Annotated in this window: 17 protein-coding genes; 8 read left to right on the plus strand and 9 right to left on the minus strand. The window is 65.4% G+C overall.

Annotated features, from left to right (window positions below; genetic code table 11):
• Window positions 1-366: 366 nt before the first annotated feature.
• Both rplL and rplJ read right to left on the minus strand, forming a co-directional pair.
• Window positions 367-744: a 50S ribosomal protein L7/L12 gene (gene rplL, locus AC1RJ5_RS20920; RefSeq protein ID WP_086130246.1), complete on the minus strand. Its 378-nt coding sequence runs from the start codon at window positions 742-744 to the stop codon at window positions 367-369.
• A 54-nt stretch (window positions 745-798) separates the two neighbouring features.
• Window positions 799-1314, minus strand: coding sequence for a 50S ribosomal protein L10 (gene rplJ / locus AC1RJ5_RS20925; protein WP_184168532.1), 516 nt, complete (start codon window positions 1312-1314; stop codon window positions 799-801).
• Between the two features lie 393 nt (window positions 1315-1707).
• Here rplJ and AC1RJ5_RS20930 point away from each other — a divergent pair, with 393 nt between their 5' ends.
• Entirely contained in the window at window positions 1708-4278 is a 2571-nt protein-coding gene (locus tag AC1RJ5_RS20930) for a TonB-dependent receptor (RefSeq protein WP_493115483.1), read from the plus strand.
• Between the two features lie 54 nt (window positions 4279-4332).
• Here the strand turns inward: AC1RJ5_RS20930 and AC1RJ5_RS20935 are convergent, their stop codons facing one another.
• Window positions 4333-6126 (minus strand): hypothetical protein, encoded by a 1794-nt coding sequence (locus tag AC1RJ5_RS20935; protein ID WP_493115485.1) that lies wholly within the window; start codon window positions 6124-6126, stop codon window positions 4333-4335.
• Between the two features lie 255 nt (window positions 6127-6381).
• Here AC1RJ5_RS20935 and AC1RJ5_RS20940 point away from each other — a divergent pair, with 255 nt between their 5' ends.
• From AC1RJ5_RS20940 to AC1RJ5_RS20955, 4 genes are all read left to right on the plus strand, one after another.
• Window positions 6382-6858, plus strand: a complete 477-nt coding sequence (locus tag AC1RJ5_RS20940; RefSeq protein WP_269576044.1) for a helix-turn-helix domain-containing protein — start codon at window positions 6382-6384, stop codon at window positions 6856-6858.
• 67 nt (window positions 6859-6925) lie between these two features.
• Complete coding sequence (locus AC1RJ5_RS20945; RefSeq protein ID WP_269576043.1) at window positions 6926-7270, plus strand: hypothetical protein; 345 nt, start codon at window positions 6926-6928, stop codon at window positions 7268-7270.
• Window positions 7271-7315: 45 nt separating this feature from the next.
• Complete coding sequence (locus tag AC1RJ5_RS20950) at window positions 7316-7747, plus strand: hypothetical protein (RefSeq protein WP_269576042.1); 432 nt, start codon at window positions 7316-7318, stop codon at window positions 7745-7747.
• Window positions 7748-7762: 15 nt separating this feature from the next.
• Window positions 7763-8227, plus strand: coding sequence for a helix-turn-helix domain-containing protein (locus AC1RJ5_RS20955; protein WP_184168526.1), 465 nt, complete (start codon window positions 7763-7765; stop codon window positions 8225-8227).
• A 240-nt stretch (window positions 8228-8467) separates the two neighbouring features.
• Here the strand turns inward: AC1RJ5_RS20955 and rplA are convergent, their stop codons facing one another.
• Together rplA and rplK are read right to left on the minus strand one after the other, a co-directional pair.
• On the minus strand, window positions 8468-9160 hold the full coding sequence (rplA, locus tag AC1RJ5_RS20960) for a 50S ribosomal protein L1 (protein WP_184168525.1): 693 nt from the start codon (window positions 9158-9160) through the stop codon (window positions 8468-8470).
• Between the two features lie 4 nt (window positions 9161-9164).
• A complete protein-coding gene (rplK, locus tag AC1RJ5_RS20965; protein WP_184168524.1) occupies window positions 9165-9596 on the minus strand; it encodes a 50S ribosomal protein L11 in 432 nt (143 codons plus the stop codon).
• A gap of 288 nt (window positions 9597-9884) precedes the next feature.
• On the opposite strand from rplK, the gene AC1RJ5_RS20970 reads away from it, so the two are divergent.
• A complete protein-coding gene (locus tag AC1RJ5_RS20970; protein WP_184168523.1) occupies window positions 9885-10532 on the plus strand; it encodes a hypothetical protein in 648 nt (215 codons plus the stop codon).
• Window positions 10533-10594: 62 nt separating this feature from the next.
• Here the strand turns inward: AC1RJ5_RS20970 and cyoD are convergent, their stop codons facing one another.
• The 4 genes from cyoD to cyoA are packed head-to-tail and all read right to left on the minus strand — an operon-like array spanning window position 10595 to window position 14623.
• Window positions 10595-10945 (minus strand): cytochrome o ubiquinol oxidase subunit IV, encoded by a 351-nt coding sequence (gene cyoD, locus AC1RJ5_RS20975; RefSeq protein WP_184168522.1) that lies wholly within the window; start codon window positions 10943-10945, stop codon window positions 10595-10597.
• On the minus strand, window positions 10942-11577 hold the full coding sequence (cyoC, locus tag AC1RJ5_RS20980) for a cytochrome o ubiquinol oxidase subunit III (protein WP_269576041.1): 636 nt from the start codon (window positions 11575-11577) through the stop codon (window positions 10942-10944). The genes cyoD and cyoC overlap by 4 nt, the downstream gene beginning before the upstream one ends.
• Window position 11578: 1 nt before the next feature.
• Window positions 11579-13579 carry a cytochrome o ubiquinol oxidase subunit I gene (cyoB, locus tag AC1RJ5_RS20985; protein WP_493115489.1) on the minus strand — a complete coding sequence of 667 codons (2001 nt, stop codon included), beginning with the start codon at window positions 13577-13579 and terminating at the stop codon, window positions 11579-11581.
• 15 nt (window positions 13580-13594) lie between these two features.
• The gene (gene cyoA, locus AC1RJ5_RS20990; RefSeq protein WP_493115491.1) at window positions 13595-14623 is read right to left on the minus strand and encodes a ubiquinol oxidase subunit II; all 1029 of its coding nucleotides are present in this window, start codon (window positions 14621-14623) and stop codon (window positions 13595-13597) included.
• 169 nt (window positions 14624-14792) lie between these two features.
• On the opposite strand from cyoA, the gene AC1RJ5_RS20995 reads away from it, so the two are divergent.
• Both AC1RJ5_RS20995 and AC1RJ5_RS21000 read left to right on the plus strand, forming a co-directional pair.
• Window positions 14793-16118, plus strand: coding sequence for an MFS transporter (locus AC1RJ5_RS20995; protein WP_493115830.1), 1326 nt, complete (start codon window positions 14793-14795; stop codon window positions 16116-16118).
• Between the two features lie 383 nt (window positions 16119-16501).
• Complete coding sequence (locus AC1RJ5_RS21000) at window positions 16502-19054, plus strand: TonB-dependent receptor plug domain-containing protein (protein WP_269576038.1); 2553 nt, start codon at window positions 16502-16504, stop codon at window positions 19052-19054.
• Window positions 19055-19116: the final 62 nt, after the last annotated feature.

Below are 19116 nucleotides of genomic sequence, written 5' to 3' on the forward strand. Positions count from 1 at the left end.
GCGCGCGCGTGATCCTATTTCTCCCACGGCGTCAAAGAGCTGCCGGGTTGAGGCCGGCCGGGTGAGCCCAGCAGGCGAAATCCTACATTGCAAGGAGGCGGAGGGCTGTTGGCCAATTAACCGTCATCCCGGCCTTGTGCCGGGATCCACCGTGCCTCGGGGGGCGGCATCGAGCCGTGGGGCCAGCGCTTGCCTCCTGGTGGACCCCGGCACAAGGCCGGGGTGACGAACAAGGAGGACGCTTTCGCGGCGCTCCCTCCACCCCGAGGCGAGCCGGGGAGGAGGTGATGCGCAGGCAAAAGAAAAGGGCGGCCCGTTGCCGGACCGCCCTGATCTGGTTCGCTGAAAAGCGAGAAGCTAGGAAGCTTACTTGACCTCGACGGTCGCGCCGGCTTCTTCGAGCTGCTTCTTGATCTTCTCGGCTTCGTCCTTGTTGACGCCTTCCTTGACAGCCTTCGGAGCCGACTCAACGAGAGTCTTGGCTTCGGTCAGGCCCAGGCCGGTGATGGCGCGGACTTCCTTGATGACGTTGATCTTCTTGCCACCGTCGCCGGTGAGGATCACGTCGAACTCGGTCTTCTCTTCAGCAGCCGGAGCAGCGGCGCCAGCGCCACCCGGGGCGGCAACGGCGACGGCAGCGGCGGCCGAGACGCCCCACTTCTCTTCGAGAAGCTTCGAGAGCTCAGCGGCCTCGAGGACGGTCAGTTCCGAAAGCTGGTCAACAAGCGCGTTAAGGTCAGCCATGATAAACTCCAATCAAATCAGGTGTTTCGGGATAAAAAGTCTTGCAAGATCCGCTTATGCGGCGTCCTTGGCCGCATAGGCGCCGAAAACGCGCGCGAGCTGCGCGGCCGGTGCCTGGGTGACGGTCGCGAGCTTCGTTGCCGGAGCAACGATGAGGCCCACGAGCTTGCCGCGAAGCTCGTCCAGCGACGGCAGCGAGGCGAGTGCCTTGATGCCTTCCTGGTCGAGAACCTGCGTGCCCATTGCGCCGCCGACGATTTCGAGCTTGTCGTTCGTCTTGGCGAACTCGACCGCCACCTTGGCCGCAGCCACGGGGTCGATCGAGGTGGCGAGCGCCGTCGGACCCGTAAGCAGGTCGGCGATCGCCGCGTAATCGGTGCCGTCGGCAGCGATCTTGGCAAGCTTGTTCTTCGAGACCTTGTAGCTCGCGCCGGCCTCACGCATCTTGTTACGGAGGTCCGTCGACTGCTTGACGGTCATCCCGAGGTTGCGGGTGACAACCACCACGCCAACCTCGCCAAAGGTGCGGTTCAGCTCGGCAACGGCATCAGCCTTCTGGGAACGATCCATGCCGGTCTCCTCGTTATGAGCACCTCCCTTGCGGGAAATGCCCGGTTACAAAATGTCCGAGGGGAAGGATCGTCGTGCCCAGATCCCTGGGCATGACCCGCGCGCTCCGCTCAGGGAGCCGCCGGTGAAAATCTGTCCCCGTCTAGGCGAGAGATTAAGCAGGGCAAATTCCCTGCACTCGCTGTCTCGGACGGTCACCTCCCGAAGGAGGAAGGCGCGCCAATAGCGATATTTGTGGATAAGTCAATCGCGGCGGCGGCGGGCGCTCCGACGTGTCTCGGATCGGTCTTATTCGTTTCGCCAATGTGTCTCACAACCGGAACGAGACTGCCACATCCCCCGCCTAGGGGCCGATGCTGCGGCGCAACGAAGCCGCGATTCCCAGGGGGATATATGACGGCTCGCCACGTTCTTCGTGCCACTGTTTGCGCAGCGGCTCTTTCCTTCACCGCCATCGCCGCGCCGGCCTATGCCCAGCAGGACCAGGCAGCGCCGTCCGACGAGGCGAGCGCACCGGAGAATGCCGGCGACCAGGCGATCCTCGTGACGGCCAAGCAGACCCGCTCGGCGACCGCGATCCCGGCCAGTGAGATCCAGAAGATCCTGCCGGGCGTCTCGCCGCTCAAGGCGATCCAGACGCTGCCCGGCGTGCTCTATGTCACCGCCGATCCCTGGGGTAACAACGAGCAGAACGCCCAGATCTTCATCCATGGCTTTGCCGGCAACCAGCTCGGCTACACGATGGACGGCATCCCGCTCGGCGACCAGAGCTACGGCAACTATAATGGCCTGTCGCCGCAGCGCGCGGTGATCTCCGAGAACGTCGCCCGCGTCGTCGTGTCGGCCGGCGCCGGCGATCTCGCCACCCCGTCGAACAGCAACCTGGGCGGCACGATCGAGACCTTCTCGTCCGATCCGACCCCGAGCTTCGGCGTGACCGCCAACCAGACGGTGGGCAGCTACAACACCTCGCGCACCTTCCTGCGTCTCGATACCGGCCTGGGCAAGGCGGGCACCGACTCCGCTTATTTCGCGATCACGCGCCACAAGGCCAAGGCATGGGACTTCAACGGCTGGCAGGGCGGCTGGCAGGGCAATGCCAAGTATGTGCACGACGATTCGGTCGGCAAGTTCACGCTGTACTTCGACTATAACGACATGAAGCAGCCGAACGAGGACGCCACCGTCTTCTTCAAGCCCTCGGCCGGCGGCACCGCCACCCCGGTGCAGCTCTACACGCCCTACACCAAGCCCTTCTCCTATCCGGACCTGGGCGGCTATCGCAGCTATATCAACGCGCTGGGCAACTCGCCCGCCGCGGTGGGCAGCAATTACCGCAACTATTATTCGGACGCGCAGCGCACCGACCACCTGACCTATGCGCGGTACGAGGCGAAGATCGCCGACAATATCCGGCTGACCAACACTATCTATTATCACCACAATGACGGTGTCGGCGTCGTCGCCGGCCCGCTCGGCCAGTCGATCACCACGGCGCAGCCCTATCTCGATGCCGGCTATGCCGCGCTGCCGACCAACTGTCGCTTCACCGCCAACGGCAACGGCGTGCGCCCCGCCGCCTGCACCGCGCGGACCGACGCGCAGCTGGCAGCGGTCGGTGCGGCGATGGTCGCGGCGACCGGCGGCTCGGGCCTGATCACCCGCACCACCGAATATCGCATCGATCGTGGCGGCGCGATCAGCTCGCTCAACGTCGAGCTGGGCAATCACAAGATCGAGCTGGGCGGCTGGTTCGAGCATAACAGCACCACCCAGTGGCGCCGCTGGTATGCCGTGCCCGTCGGCAGCCCGGAGCTCAGCACCCCGTACATCCGCCCGATCCGGGTGATGCAGCCGCTGTTCACCCAGTATCAGGGCGAGGCGCGGATCAACGAACTGCAGCTCCACGTCCAGGACACCTGGCAGGTGTTCGAGCCGCTGCTCGTCCAGTTCGGCTTCAAGACCAGCGCGCAATGGGCCAATGGCTGGTATCCGGTGCAGCCCAAGCTCGGCTCGCTCTCCGGCCTGACCGGCGGCCTGCCCGAGGGCAAGATCAACACGCTCAAGTGGTTCCTGCCGGCCGTGGGCGCGACCTATGACGTCAACGGGCACGAGCAAGTCTATTTCAACGTCCAGAAGAACCTGCGCCAGTATCAGGCATATCTGGCCGGTGGCGGCGGCCCGTGGTTCACCGGCAGCCAGGCGGCGTTCAACGCCTTCGCCAATGACGGCAAGCCCGAGAGCAGCTGGACCTATGAAGCCGGCCTGCGCACCCACCGCAACTTCGGCGGCGGCATCGGCCTCGAGGCGCAGATCAACTATTATCATGTCGACTTCAGCGACCGCCTGCTGGCGATCTCGACCAATCCGGGCGGTATCGCGGGCGGCCAGATCGCCGGCGGCACCTCGATCCTGGTGAACGTGGGCGACGTGAAGACCAACGGCGTAGATGCGGCGTTCACGCTGCGCTTCGGCCGCATCTTCTCGTTCTACAACGCCACGTCGTACAACCTGTCCAAGTACCAGAGCGACTATAGCTCGACCGCGACCGGCATCGGTGGCGCGACCAGCAGCTGCATCGGCGGCTATCTGGTGGTGGGCGGCGTCGTCCCTACCTGCGGCAAGCAGCTGCCGGGCACGCCGAAGTGGATGAACAAGAGCGTCGCGACGTTCAATGTCGGCCCGATCGAGGCGCAGCTGGTGGGCGACTATGTCGGCCGCCGCTACACCACCTATTCGAACGACGCGAGCATCGGCTCCTATTTCCTCACCTCGCTCAGCGTCGGTGTCGACCTGCCGGCCGACATGGTCGGGATGAAGAAGGCGAAGCTCAGCCTGAACGTCACCAACCTGGGCGACATCAAGGGCTGGTCGACGATCTCGGTGGGTTCGGCGACCAACAGCTACTCGGCGTATCCGATTGCGCCGCGCCAGTGGTTCCTGACCTATTCGTCGCAGTTCTGATCCTCGGATCGGCTGAAAAGGAAGGGCCGGGGGCGCATCGCCTCCGGCCCTTTTCTATTTCAGCGTGGCGAGCAGCGCGCGGGCGGGAAGCGCCTCGGGCGAGCCATAGGGGCCGTTGGCCACCGGCAGCAGCGCGCCGCGCGCCGCAACGGTGCTGCCCCGCGCGGCGAGTGCCTCGCCGAGCAGCAATCGCGGGGCAGGGGCGGCGGGAACGGTGTCCGCGGCCTTCATCAGCCCCTCGATCGCGACATCGGGCACGGCTTCGCCCGCATCGGCGAAGCTGCGATAATAAGCGAGCAGCGGCAGCGGGTTCTCGCTGTCGGCGCGATTGGCGCGGGCGATGGTGACACGGGCGCTCTTCAGCATCGCCTGCCTGTCCGCCGCCGGCGCCGCCAGCGCGATCCGCGTCTGGGCTACGCCCTGCCAGGCAAGCGCGTCGCCATTGCCGGGGGCGATCGCCAGCGCCTTGCCGGCGGCGGTGGCGCATTCGGTGCCGTTGCCGCTGCGGCATTCGGCTTCGGCAAGCAGCAGCTGCGCGTCGAGGTTCGCCGGATAGCGGGCGGCGTCGCGGCGCAGGCTGCGCAACCAGTCGTCGCGGTGCGCGATCGCGTCCCGTCGCGCCTTGTCCAGCTTCGGGTCGCTGGAGGCGGGCGGCAGCTCGACCCGAGAGCCGAGCTCGAGCCGTCCTTTCACAAAGGCCGCCTCGCCTTCGGTCAGCCGCCGCACGATCGGCTCGCCGGCGCGATCGGCGGGATAGGACATCTGCTCGAACGGCAGCTTGCCATTGTCATAGGCGGCAAGTTCGGCCTGCAGCTTGCCGAGGTCGCCGAATGCCGCCGCCGCGCGCGCCATCGACTCGCCCGCGGCGATCGATGCGAGATAGGCGTGGAGCTGGCCCCGGCGGGTGTTCGAGAAGAACAGCATGTGCGTGAGCGCCCAGGCGTGGAGCGGGGTCCAGCGCTCGGCAGCCTTGCGGTCGCTCAGATAGCGGCCGGTCAGGACATCCGCGATCGGCGTGCGGGCATAGCGATCGAGCACCTTGCGCAGCCCGTCCGGCGCGCGGCCATATTCGATCTTCGCATCACCCTCGGCTGCCATCGTCGCGAACAGCTCGCCAAAGCCGTCAACATACCAGCGGGGATAGGCATGCGGGAAATAGGTGACCAGGAAATGGCGCGCATAGCCGGCATAGATGCGGCCCTCCGCGGAGATCGGCACCGCCAGCTCGTTCACCGAAAGGGCGAGCGGGTCCTCCCGTCCGAATCGCGCGATCGATCCGGCCTGGCCGGCGGCGAGCGCGGCCGCCGTGCCGGGGTTCTCGCCCGATGCCCCGGCGGCGGGATCGGCCGCCGGTGTCGTCGCGCGGACCAGGTCGGGAAGGATATTGGCGAGCGACTGGCCGGGCTCGAGCACTGCCTTCTGGTCGAAGCGACTCGCGGCGAACACCGCACCGTCCTCGCGCGGATCATAATAGGCCGGCTCGGGGAAGGCGCGGGCATAGGGGCCGGGCGAATAGCGCAGGTTCGCCAGGTCCATCGCATCGAACTCGGCGCCGTTGCCGACCAGGGTGATGCGCAGCTTGCGGGTGTTGTCCGGCCGGTCGATTCGGTTGAGCAGAACCGAAAGCAGGAAATGGAGTCGCTCCAGATTATGGGCGATCCGGGTCAGCTCCTTCTCGCCGCCGTCGCTGATCACCACGACGTGATCGGTCTCGGCCTGGCGCCAGTTGCTCGGGCGGTCGCGCTGGCCCTGCACCACGATCGCGGCATCCTGGCCGGGCGGATTCGCCTCCTGCGCCACGGCATTTCCTGCCGTGCCGATCAGGCCCAGTGCCAAAATCGCGCGCATGCCCCGCATATCGCCTCTCCCGCTATATCGTTAGTGCGTTACTATGCGCGTTACGTCGGGGGGAAGGAAGCGCACGATGGCGGTTCGGCCAGGCCCGGATACGCAGGTGTTTCTAGCGGGAGGAGGAAGGCCGTTTCGGCTGGATTCCCATTTGCATGCGATCCGTTTTTCCCAACGCGATTTTGCGCGGAAACTCACACTCTTTCACACCAACTCGGTTGGATTTCCACGCGCGATGGCTAAAAGCTGGCAGCGATGGTGACCGGGACGATCGAGCAACTCACTGCACGTGAACGTGACTGCCTGCGGCTTGTCGCGCGCGGCATGTCGTCCAAGGAAATCGCCCTCGCGCTTGGCCTGTCGCCGCTCACGGTCGATGGGTACCTGAAGGAAGCAGCCCGCACGCTCGGCGTATCCAGCCGGCGCGAGGCCGCGCGCATCCTCACCGCGCACGAGGATGCCTCTCTGCAGCCCCCGGAAACACCCCCCCAAAATTTGGGGGCCGAGCCGGTGGACCTTGCCGAAACGGTGCATTCGGGAGTTCCATTGCCACCGAAACGGTCCGAAGCCGAACCGCGCTTTCGGGTTCCGTTTCTGAGGCAAGGGAGGCAAACCAATGATCTGGACCCGCTCAACCGCCTGATGTGGATATTCGGTCTCTCGATCCTGATGCTGATCGCGGTGGCCAACTTCCTCAATGGGCTGGGCGCGCTCTGGCGCATTACCAGCTGAACTAGGTCTCTTCCAAAGCCGGACCATCAACCACGTCGCAGCATTGTGGCTGCGCGAAGGAGGACTCATGCCTTCTGCAAAGAAGATCGCTTCTGTGCGCATCGCCCGTTCGCTCCAGCCCGCGGAACTCGCGGTGAACCAGGCTGCGCTCAAGGTTCTCGCCATGGGCACTGCCGTGCTCACTGCGCGGGCCGACGGTACTTTCCACCCGCTCGAGGCGCAGGATGCCGTCGACTATGTCGGTGCCGCCACCGCCAAGGTCTTCGGTGCGCTTTCCGACATCAAGAAGGCGCATGGCGAGCTGCGCAGCGTCGGCATTCGCCACCAGGTAATCGGCGAGGGCGACATCTATGAAACGCCCGGGCACGAAGCAATCGAGCCGGCGATCATCAAAATCGCGGCTGCAGCGTGATGGAGGCGTTGACTTGGGTCAGCTTCACTGGTGCGATCATGTCGCATGAGCAAGTTCCTCTATCTCGCCCTGCTGGTAAGCTGCTGCCTCTACGCGCTCGCGCGGGGCGGCACGCCGGAACGTGCGGCCGTCGGGATCCTGGTCTCCGCCGTCGCGGCCTCGGCCTTCACGCCCTCCACCGGCGCGCATCGCTTCTTCCAACTCGAGATGGGCATGCTCACGGTCGATACGTGCCTGTTCCTGGCGATGACCGTGCTGGCGCTGAAGGCGCAGCGTTACTGGCCGATGTGGCTCGCCGCGGTGAAGCTCAACACGGTGATCACGCATCTGCTGATCCTTTCGCCTTCGCTGATGCCATGGTCCTATGCCGTGGCGAACGCGGCGTGGAGCTATCCCAGCCCGTTGCTGATCGCGATCGGCGCGGTGCGGCATCGCCAGCGGCTGAAGCTCTATGGAGCGGATCCCGCCTGGTCCTGACCGGGGAGGCCTATCATGGCTGAGGCGGACAATGCCCTGTATCGCCTGCACGAGCGCCCTGCGGTGCCCAGCAAGGCGGCAGCGGGCGGTGTCGGGTTCACCGGCAAGGCAGCGGACCTGGTGGAGGGCATCTATCGTGCCCGCCGGCTGCGCGACGACGCCTTTGGGCCGATCGCCGGGCAGTTCCGCGAGCCGACCTGGGACATATTGCTCGATCTCTACCTGGCGGCCGCCAAGGGGCGCCCGGTATCGGTGAGCAGTGCCTGTATCGGCAGCGGTGCGCCCCAGACCACGGCGATCCGCCACCTTGCCCTGCTCGAGAGCGCCGGGCTGGTCGTTCGCTCGCCCAATCCGATGGACAATCGGGCGGGCATCGTGACGCTCACCGAGGAAGCGATCCGCCGGGTCGATGACTGGGCACGGCGCGTGCGCGGTACCTGGAAGGCGGAAACGGCGTTGCCGGGCGAAGCGGTGGCCTGAACCATCCGGTGCTTTGTGGGGCGAAGAGGGCCGGGGCGATGTCCCGGCCCTTTCTCTGTCTGGGCGCGCGGCCTGGCGGGTGCTCCCGCGTATCTCTCGGTTCCCCGGCGAAGGCCGAGGCACAGTTGCCGAACTCGCGGACGCCCGGATATCGAGATGCCGTGCCAGGGCGTGCGGACGCAAAAAGGGCCGGGAAGATCGCTCTTCCCAGCCCCTTTTTGTTTCAGCGGTGCGCTGAGATCAGACGGCCGCGACTTCGGCGACGTCGACCTTCACGCCCGGGCCCATCGACGAGCTCAGGGCGACCTTGCGCAGGTACTTGCCCTTGGCGCCCGACGGCTTGGCCTTGACCACTGCGTCGACCAGCGCGTCGAAGTTCGCGCGCAGGTCTTCCGCCGGGAACGACGCCTTGCCGATGCCCGAGTGGATGATGCCGGCCTTCTCGACGCGGTACTCGACCTGACCGCCCTTGGCAGCCTTGACGGCCTCGGCGACGTTCATGGTCACGGTGCCGAGCTTCGGGTTCGGCATCAGGCCCTTCGGGCCCAGAACCTTGCCGAGACGACCGACCAGGCCCATCATGTCCGGGGTCGCGATGCAGCGATCGAACTCGATCTTGCCGCCCTGGACGATCTCGAGCAGGTCCTCGGCGCCAACGACGTCCGCACCAGCTTCGCGAGCCTCGTCAGCCTTCGCGCCCTTGGCGAACACGCCGACGCGCACGGTCTTGCCGGTGCCCTTGGGCAGGGTCACCACGCCGCGGACCATCTGGTCGGCGTGACGCGGATCGACGCCCAGGTTCAGCGCGACTTCGATCGACTCGTCGAACTTGGCGGTGGCATTGGCCTTCACGATCGCGATCGCTTCGTCCACGCCGTGCAGCTTCTCGCTGTCGACGGTCCACGCCTTCTGCTTCTTGGTCAGCTTTGCCATGTCCTTAGCCCTCCACAACCTGGAGGCCCATCGCGCGGGCCGAGCCCTCGATGATGCGGGTGGCCGCCTCGATATCGTTAGCGTTGAGATCCTTCATCTTGATCTCGGCGATCTTGGTCAGCTCGGCGCGAGCGATCTTTCCTGCCGAAACCTTGCCCGGCTCCTTCGAGCCCGACTTCAGGTTCGCGGCCTTCTTGATCAGATAGGTCGCCGGCGGGGTCTTGGTCTCGAACGAGAACGAGCGGTCCGCATAGACGGTGATGACGGTGGGGAGGGGCGTGCCCTTCTCCATGTCGCCGGTCTGGGCGTTGAACGCCTTGCAGAATTCCATGATGTTCACGCCGCGCTGACCCAGGGCAGGGCCGATCGGCGGCGAGGGGTTGGCGGCGCCCGCAGGCACCTGCAGCTTGATATAGCCGGTAATCTTCTTTGCCATGTCACTCTCTTTCGCGGGCCCTTCGCGCGAAGCTCGGGGCCCTGATCAAGTCGAGCGGTTAAGCGGCCGTGCGAACACGGCCTCCCGCGGATTTCCGTAGCTGTTGCTTTGGAAGGGCGCGCGCCTAGCGCATCCCGGGGGGAAAGGCAAGGCGCATGGCGCCGCCGCGCCGGTGCAATCGGGCCTTGCCAACTGGCCTGACAATTCGCAGGGTGCCGTCACCGGCGACACGGGCACCAGCTCGCACAGAAGCGCCGGGCAATCCAGGAGGCGCCTGGAGAAGATGCAATGTTCAAGCATAATCGCACCGCCCTGCTGGCGGCCACCGGCCTGATCCTCGCCACCGCCGGCGTCGCCTGGGCCTATACCACCGACACCGATTCGGGCGGCAGCATCACCAATATCAGCGGCGGCAAGCGCTTCACCATCCAGCAGCGGACCGACAGCACGCCGGGCAGGGCGGAGCTGCGCGGCACGTCCAGCACCACCGGCGTCTCGGCGAGCGGACGGTTCAAGCTGGTGAGCGGCGGCAAATATGTGAGCGTGATGCAGGTGCTCAACGTCGTTGCGGCCGGCGCTACCTCGGGCCCGTCCGAGCCGATCACCCAGCTCGCGGTACGGCCCAAGTCGGGCGGCAATTTCGAGTTCTACGTGGTGCAGGGTGGCCAGCTGTGCAGCGGCGCGCCGACCGTGGTGATCGGCAGCTCCTACGATGTCAGCGTGTCGGTGAGCACCGGCCAGAGCCCGGAATACCGGATCAACGGCGTGGTCTGCAAAAAATCGAATCCGGACGGCGACAAGGCCGGCACCGTCTATGACGGCAGCCTCAAGAGCGGGCGCTATTTCTATCCGAAGATGGGCGCCTACAACACGAGCAGCAACCAGACGAACAATGGCGGCGGCTCGACGATCGAGTGGACGGAGATCTCGATCTGAGAAGGGGAATAGGGGGATCGGCCCTGCCTAGTTGGCCGATCCCCCGCAGGGCGCCGGTCTCCCTAGTGACCGGCACCCATATCCGGCATCGGCATCATGTTCAGGTTCAGGTGGTACATCACCCAGATCGAACCGCCGATGGTGAGGATCACGATCACCGCCGTGAACAGGAAGGCGAGCAGCGTCCATCCGCCCTCGGACCGCGTGTCGAGGTGCAGGAAGAAGGCGACGTGCACGATGATCTGTACGATCGCGAAGGCGAAGATCACCGCCGCGGTCCAGGCCGGGGAAAGGGGGGATCCGCTCATCACCAGCCAGAACGGGATCACCGTCAGGACGATGGCGAGCAGCGAGCCGATGCGGTGGCCATTGCCGTGCCCGTGGGTGCCGGGCGTTTCGTGCGGGGTGCTCAACGGATCACTCCATACAGATAGACGAACGTGAAGACGCCGATCCAGATGATGTCCAGGAAGTGCCAGAACATCGACAGGCAGATCAGGCGCCGCCTGGTCGCGGGGTTGAGGCCGTGCTGGCCGAGCTGGATCAGCATGGTGACGATCCACACCAGGCCGATCGTCACGTGCGCGCCGTGGGTGCCGACCAGGGTGAAGAAGGCCGAGAGGAAGGCACTGCGATCCGGTCCGGCATTCTCGGCGATCAGGTGCGCGAACTCATAGAGCTCGATGGCGACGAAGCCCGCGCCGAGCAGGCCGGTAAGCGCCAGCCAGAAGCGGACGGGGCCGACCCGGCCGCCTTCCATGTGCGGCATAGCTTCCCCAAAGGTGATCGACGAGGCGAGCAGCAGGCCGGTGTTGATCGCGACCAGCTTGAGGTCGAAGATCTCACGCGGCACCGGGCCGCCGGCATAGGCGCTCGCCACCACTCCGAACATCGCGAAGAGCGAGGCGAAGATGAGCGCGTCGCTCATCAGGTAGATCCAGAAGCCCAGGACCGTCGGGCTGCCGCCCGAATGGTCGTGATGCTCCTCTTCCTCGGTGAGGTGCCAGACCGGAGCGGCCTGGGGGTCGATTGCGTGGTCGGTCATGTCAGGCCCCCTGCGCAAGCTGCATGGTGCGCTTGTCCTCGGTTGCGGCGACTTCCTCGGCGGGGATGTAATAGTCGCGCTTGAAGTTGAACGTGTGGCCCACGGCGACCGCGAACAGGCCGGCGAAGCTGAGCGCGGCGAGCCACCAGATGTACCAGACCATCGCGAAGCCCATCACCAGCGCCAGGGCGGAGAGGATGAAGCCCGCGCCGGTGTTCCTGGGCATGTGGATCGCCCGGAAGCCAGTGGTCGGGCGTTCGTACCCGCGGCTCTTCATGTCGTACCAGGCGTCCAGGTCGTGGATGACCGGGGTGAACGCGAAGTTGTAGGCCGGGGGCGGCGAGGAGGTCGACCATTCCAGCGTGCGGCCGTCCCAGGGATCGCCGGTCGCGTCCTTGAGCTGGTCGCGCTTCAGCCAGCCGACGAGGATACTCATCACGAAGCCGAGGATGCCGATCAGGATGATCACGGCGCCGATCGCGGCGATGATGAAATAGGGCTGGAAGCTGGGGTCGTCGAAATGGTTCACGCGGCGCGTGGTGCCCATCAGGCCGACGATGTAGATCGGCGTCCAGGCGATCCAGTAGCCGGCGACCCAGCCCCAGAAGGCGACCTTGCCCCAGAACTCGTCGAGCTTGAAGCCGAAGGCCTTGGGGAACCAGTAGACCATCGCCGCGAACAGGCCGAACACCACGCCGCCGATGATCGTGTTGTGGAAATGGGCGACCAGGAACAGCGAGTTGTGCAGCACGAAGTCGGCCGGCGGGATGGCGAGGAGGACGCCGGTCATGCCGCCCACCGTGAAGGTGAGCATGAAGGCGACCACCCACATCATCGGCAGCTCGAAGCGAATGTTGCCGCGGTACATCGTGAACAGCCAGTTGAAGATCTTCGCGCCCGTCGGGATCGAGATCACCATGGTGGCGATGCCGAAGAAGCTGTTGACCGTCGGGCCGGCACCCATGGTGAAGAAGTGGTGCAGCCAGACTAGGTAGCTGAGGATGGTGATGACCACCGTGGCGTAGACCATCGACGAATAGCCGAAGAGCTTCTTGCCGGTGAAGGTGGAGGTGATCTCGGAATAGATGCCGAAGGCCGGGAGCACGAGCACATAGACCTCGGGGTGGCCCCAGATCCACACCATGTTCCAGTACATCATCGGCGCGCCGCCGAGCTCGTTGGTGAAGAAATGCGTGCCCGCATAGCGATCGAGCATCAGCAGGAAGAAGGCGGCGGTCAGCGCGGGGAAGATGGCGATGGCGAGGATGTTCGAGCAGAAGGCGGTCCAGGTGAACACCGGCATCTTCATCATCGTCATGCCGGGGGCACGCATCTTGATGACGGTGGCGACCATGTTGATCGCCGACAGGGTGGTGCCGACGCCGGCTATCTGCAGGGACCAGAGATAATAGTCCACGCCGGTATCCGGGCTGTACTGCAGCCCGGCGAGCGGGGCGTAGGACAGCCAGCCGGTCCGCGCGAACTCGCCGACGAACAGCGAGATCATGGTCAGTAGCGCGCCCGCGACCGTCAGCCAGAAGCTGAGGTTGTTGAGGAACGGGAAGGCCACGTCGCGCGCGCCGATCTGCAGTGGCATCACGAAGTTGACGATGCCCACCACCAGCGGGATCGCCACGAAGAAGATCATGATCGTCCCGTGCGCGGTGAAGATCTGGTCATAATGTTCGGGCGGCAGGTAGCCGGGATTGCTCCCGAAGGCGATCGCCTGCTGGGCGCGCATCATCAGCGCATCGGAGAAGCCGCGCAGCAGCATCACGATGGCCAGGATGATGTACATGATGCCGATCTTCTTGTGATCGACGCTGGTGAACCACTCCTTCCAGAGATAGCCCCAGAGCTTGTACTTCGTCACCACGCCGAGCAGGCCGAGGCCCAGCAGCGCGACGACGATGAAGGTGCCGAGCAGGATCGGCTCGTGCAGGAAGGGCAAGGACTCCAGGGACAGGCGTCCGAACACCGTCTTTAGCAAATGGTCTGTCATGGCGGTTCCGTTGGCTCAGGCCTGGGCGACGCGCGCGGCGCCGGGCATGCGGAAGGGGGCGAGGGCGGACATGCCCGGATGCTTCGGCGCATCCTGGTGCGTGCCCGCCGGCGGCGTATGGGCGGTGGGTGCCTTGGCCGGGTCATGGCCTGGATCGTGCGGCTTGCCGGCGGCGCGTATCATGTCGCTGCGCATCACATCGACCATGCAGGGCGTGCCGGGGGCGACGCACTGGTTGACGATCTTGTCGAACAGGCCCGGCATCGGCGCCGAGAAGCGCATCACCGGCACCTTGGTGCTCGGCCTGGCGAGCGTGAGGTAGGTGGCGGTGTCCAGCGCCTTGCCGCTGGCCTTGGCCTCGGCGACCCATTTCTCGAACCCGGCCTTGTCGATGCCGCGCAGCTTGAAGCGCATGTCCGAATAGCCGGCGCCGGTATAGTTGCCCGAATAGCCCCAGCTGTCGCCGGTCTTGTTGAGCACCGCGTGCAGCTCCGACTTCATCGTCGGCATCGCGTAGATCATGCCCGCCAGGGTGGGCGCGAAGAAGGTGTTGAACTGGTCGGTCGAGGTGATCGAGAAATGCACCGGCTGGTCCACCGGCAGCGCCAGCTCGTTGACCGTGGCGATCCCCAGGTCGGGATAGATGAACAGCCACTTCCAATCCATGCCGATCGCCTGGACCTCCAGCGGCCTGGTGCCGGCCGGCACCGGCTTGCCCGGCGCGATCCGTTCCAGCGGGCGGAAGGGATCGAGCAGATGGGTGCTCGTCCAGGTCACCGCGCTCAGCGCGATGATGATGAGCAGCGGGCAGGTCCAGATCACCAGCTCGAGCGTGGTCGAGTGGTCGAAGTTCGGACCATAGGTCTTGTTCGGGTTGCTGCGGCGATACTTCCAGGCGAACCAGATCGTCAGCGCCAGCACCGGCACGATGATCAGCAGCATGACGCCTGTCGAGAACAGGATCAGGTTGCGCTGCTGCACCGCGATGTCGCCGGTCGGGTTCATGACGACCATGTCGCCGCAACTGCCGAGGAGCAGGGGCAAGGTGAGTAGGGGCAGGCTGGCGAGAGCCCGGCGAGCTGGTCTGGATCCTGGTATCCGCATGCATCCCGGCTAACCGGACGTTGCGGGTCTGCCTTTGATCCGAGTCAAAGGGCTGCGAATGCCGCTCGGCTAGGGTGCGCCCGCACTCAGGAAGGACGAAATGGGGATGATGGCCACGCCGAGCACGACGAATTCGGGCACGCTCGAACGCGATGCCCGCCTTATCGATGCGCGCGACCATGCGGTGCGCCCCGCCGATATCGCGGTGGGCGTGATCATCGGCCGCGCCTCCGAATTCTTCGATTTCTTCGTCTATGCGATCGCTTCGGTGCTCGTCTTCCCGGCGGTGATCTTCTCGTTCGCCGATGCGCTGACCGGCACGCTCTATTCCTTCGCGGTGTTCGCGCTCGCCTTTGTCGCGCGGCCGTTCGGGGCGCTGCTCTTCATCTGGCTCGATCGCACGCACGGGCGCGGGGTGAAGCTGACCATCGCGATGTTCCTGCTCGGCGGATCGACCGCGGCGATGGCCTTCCTGCCCGGCTATGCCCAGGCGGGAGGCGTGGCGGTGGCGCTGCTCGCGCTGTTCCGCCTCGGTCAGGGCTTTGCCCAGGGCGGCACCTGGGACGGGCTGCCCGCCCTGCTCTCGCTCAACGCGCCGCAGGAGAAGCGCGGTTTCTACGCGATGATCCCGCAGCTCGGGGCGCCGATCGGCCTGTTCGTGGCCGCCGCCGTCTTCGCCTTCCTGCTCACGGCGCTCAGCCCGGCCGACTTCCTCGACTGGGGCTGGCGCTATCCCTTCTTCGTCGCCTTCGTGATCAACGTCGTCGCGCTGTTCGCCCGGCTGCGCCTGATCTCCACGCCGGAGTTCGAGCGGCTCTACGAGAGCCAGGAGCTGCAGCCGACCCCGGTGGGCGAGTTGTTCCGCGAGGAGGGGCGCACCGTGATCCTCGGTGCCTTCGCGCCGCTCGCCAGCTTCGCGCTGTTCCACCTCGTCACCGTCTTCCCGCTTTCCTGGGTGGTGCTGAAGGGCGAGCCGCCGGTGCACTTCCTGGTGATCGAGCTGGTCGGTGCCGTATTCGGCATGCTCGCCATGGTGCTCTCGGGCTATATCGCCGATCGGATCGGCCGCCGTACGCTGCTCGGCGTCTCGGCCGCCTTCATCGCCGCCTATAGCGGCTTCGCTCCGCAGCTGCTCGGCACCGGGTCGGCCGGCGAATGGACCTACATGATCCTGGGCTTCGTCCTGCTCGGCCTGTCGTTCGGCCAGTCCTCGGGCGCGGTGAACAGCAGCTTCTCCGCCAGGCGCCGCTATACCGGCGCGGGCACCACCGCCACCGCGTCCTGGTTCATCGGCGCCGGCTTCGCCCCGCTGGCGGCGCTGCTGCTCGCCAGCAATTTCGGGCTGCTCTCGGTCGGTGCCTACCTCCTCTCGGGTGCCGCCTGCACGCTGGCGGCGCTGGGGCTCAACCGCGAATGGGGCGGCAGGGAAGCCTGATCGCCCGCTTGTCCCAGGAACCCAAAGGCCGGGGCGGCATCGCTCCGGCCTTTTTCGTGCGGGGCGGGAATCGCCCGGTGCTTCGCTTCGTGTCTGCCACGATATGGAACGGGCAGGGATGCCTCGCCGCGGGGCGCCGCAGTGAATCCGCCGCGAACCTTCCGCCACGGAATTTCAAGAAAAACCGTCGGGAAGTCATTGTTACAGGCTTGTTTCATGACTGATTGACAATATTGCTGTTTCACGTAGCTTTTGTTTCAGGACGGGGTGCCTCGAAAGGCGATTCAACATCGCAATCGAGGGGGCATCCAATGGGCGTTACCTGTTCATCAGTTCGTCGGCGTATCCTGTTTGCGTCTTCCGCCATTGTAACATCGCTGCTGTTGACTGATGTCGCGGCGGCTCAGGAAGCGACAACTACGTCCGAGCCGGCCGGCGAGATCGTCGTCATCGGCACGCGACGTACCGATCGCACGCTCACAACCTCCGCGTCTCCGGTAGACGTGATCAGTGCCGCCGAGCTTACCGCACAGCCCGCCGCGAACATGATCGATGCGGTGAAGAACGTCGTGCCGTCCTTCTATGCCGGCCAGAACTCGATTTCGGACGCGTCCACCTTCGTGCGCTCGCCGTCACTGCGCGGCCTGCCGGGCGACCAGGTGCTCGTGATGCTCAACGGCAAGCGCTACAATCGCTCGGCGCTGGTCCAGGTCTATGCCGGCAGCGACACCGGCCTCGGGCGCGGCTCGCAGGGGCCGGACATCTCCGCCATCCCGTCGCTGGCGATCAGCAACCTCCAGGTGCTGCGCGAGGGTGCGACGGCGCAATATGGTTCAGACGCGATTGCTGGCGTGCTCAACTATGGCCTGAAGGAGGGAAGCGGCTTCGAGGTCGTGGCGCGGGCCGGCCAATATTATGCAGGCGATGGAGAGAGTTACCAGATCGCCGGCAATATCGGCCTTGCCGGGGCAATCGGTTTCATCAACCTGACCGGCGAATATGACGACGATGCGCAGACCAGCCGCGGCGTCACCCGGCCATCCGCCGCGAACTTTGCGATCAACTTCCCTTCACTGGCGTCGCAATTGCCCAACTATCCGCTGCCCGCGCAGATCTGGGGCACCTCGCCATCCCATGGTTACAAGCTCTTGCTCAATTCGGCGCTGAACGTGACCGATGAGAGCAAGCTCTACTTCTTCGCCAACTTTGCAAAGATCCACGCAAACCAGAGTTTCAACTACCGCCCCTCGGTTACCAGCACCGCCGTCGATTCCGCCGGCGTGGTCCGCACCCAGGGCGCCAACGCGCTGTTCAACAACACTTTCTACCTTACGCCATGCCCCACCGGCAACGCGACCTGCCCGGCGGGCAGCTTCGTGGTCGACAGCAATGTCTTCCGGTTCAGCCAGCTCTATCCGGCCGGTTTCACCCCGCGCTTCGTCGGCGAGACCGAGGAGATCTACGGCACGCTCGGCTACAAGGGCGAGACCGAGAGCGGCTTCCGCTATGACCTGTCCGGCTCCTGGGCCCGCAACACGCTGACCCTGTCGATGTACAGCTCGCTCAACGCCTCCTACGGCCCCAGGACCCAGACCAGCTTCGCCTTCGGCAAGCTGATCCAGGAGGAGGCCAATCTCAACGCGGACTTCAGCTATCCGGTGGATATCGGCCTGGCGAGCCCGCTGACCTTCTCCGCCGGCGGCGAATTCCGCAAGGAGACCTATGAGCAGACCGCCGGCGACGTGCAGTCCTATGGCGCTGGTCCCTATGCGGTGGCGCAGCGGCTCTACACCCAGACCGCGCCCGGCGTGTATACCTTCACCGGCACCAGCAACGCCCAGGGCGTCGGCGCGAGCGGCTATGCCGGCACCAGCCCGGCGGCGGCCGGACGGTTCAGCCAGAAAAGCTATGGCGCCTATATCGATCTCGAGACCGACATCACCGACGCGCTGAGCGTCGGCGCCGCCGGCCGCTACGAGCATTACGACACGTTCGGCGATGCCTGGGTGTGGAAGATCAACGGCATCTACAAGTTCGCCGATGCCTTCTCGGTGCGCGGCAGCATCGGCACCGGCTTCCACGCGCCGTCGCCAGGCCAGTCGAACGATGCGATCATCACCACCTCGTTCGTCGCGGGCACGGCGGTGCAGGTCGGCACCTATCCGGTGAACACCGCGATCGCCCAATATTATGGCGCGACTACGCTCGATCCGGAGAAGTCGACCAACTACGGCGTGGGTTTCATCCTGACGCCGGACAAGGACTTGTCGTTCACCGTCGATGCCTATCAGATCGACGTGAAGAACCGGATCGGCATCACCCAGAACTACACCGTCACCGCGGCCGACGTGGCGGCGCAGCCATCGCTGATCGCGGTGGGCGTGGGCGGCCAGGTCAACTTCTTCACCAACGGCTTCGACACCCGCACCCGCGGCATCGACGTGGTCGGCACCTGGAAGACCGTGCTCAGCGAGGCGGAGCTCAATTTCTCGCTCGCTTACAACTACAACAAGAGCGAGATCACCAAGTACAATCCCAAGGTGATCGGCCCGAACCAGATCATCGACGCCGAGCATCTCGCACCCAACCACCGCGTGGTGTTCGTCGCCAGCTGGTCGCTCGACGGGCTGAGCTTCAACGTGCGCGAGAATTATTACGGCAGCTGGAAGAGCGCCCAGGACTATGGCCCGGGCCAGACCTTCGGCGACAAGTTCGTCACCGATCTCGACGTCAGCTACACCTTCGCCGAGCACTACACGATCACCATCGGCGCGCAGAACTTCACCGATGAGCGCCCGGACCGGCTGACCGCGGCATCGGTGCCCATCTACCCGATCACCGGCGGCACGTCGGACGGCCAGGTCTATCCGCGCAACGGCGGCCCCTTCGGCTTCAACGGCGGCTTCTACTACGCCCGGCTGCGCATCAAATACTGACGCATGGTGCCCTCTGACTTCCCCGGGGGCATCCGCCTCCGGGGTCCCTTTCGTAGTGCTTG

Source organism: Sphingomonas sp. GW822-FHT03G08, assembly GCF_058801135.1.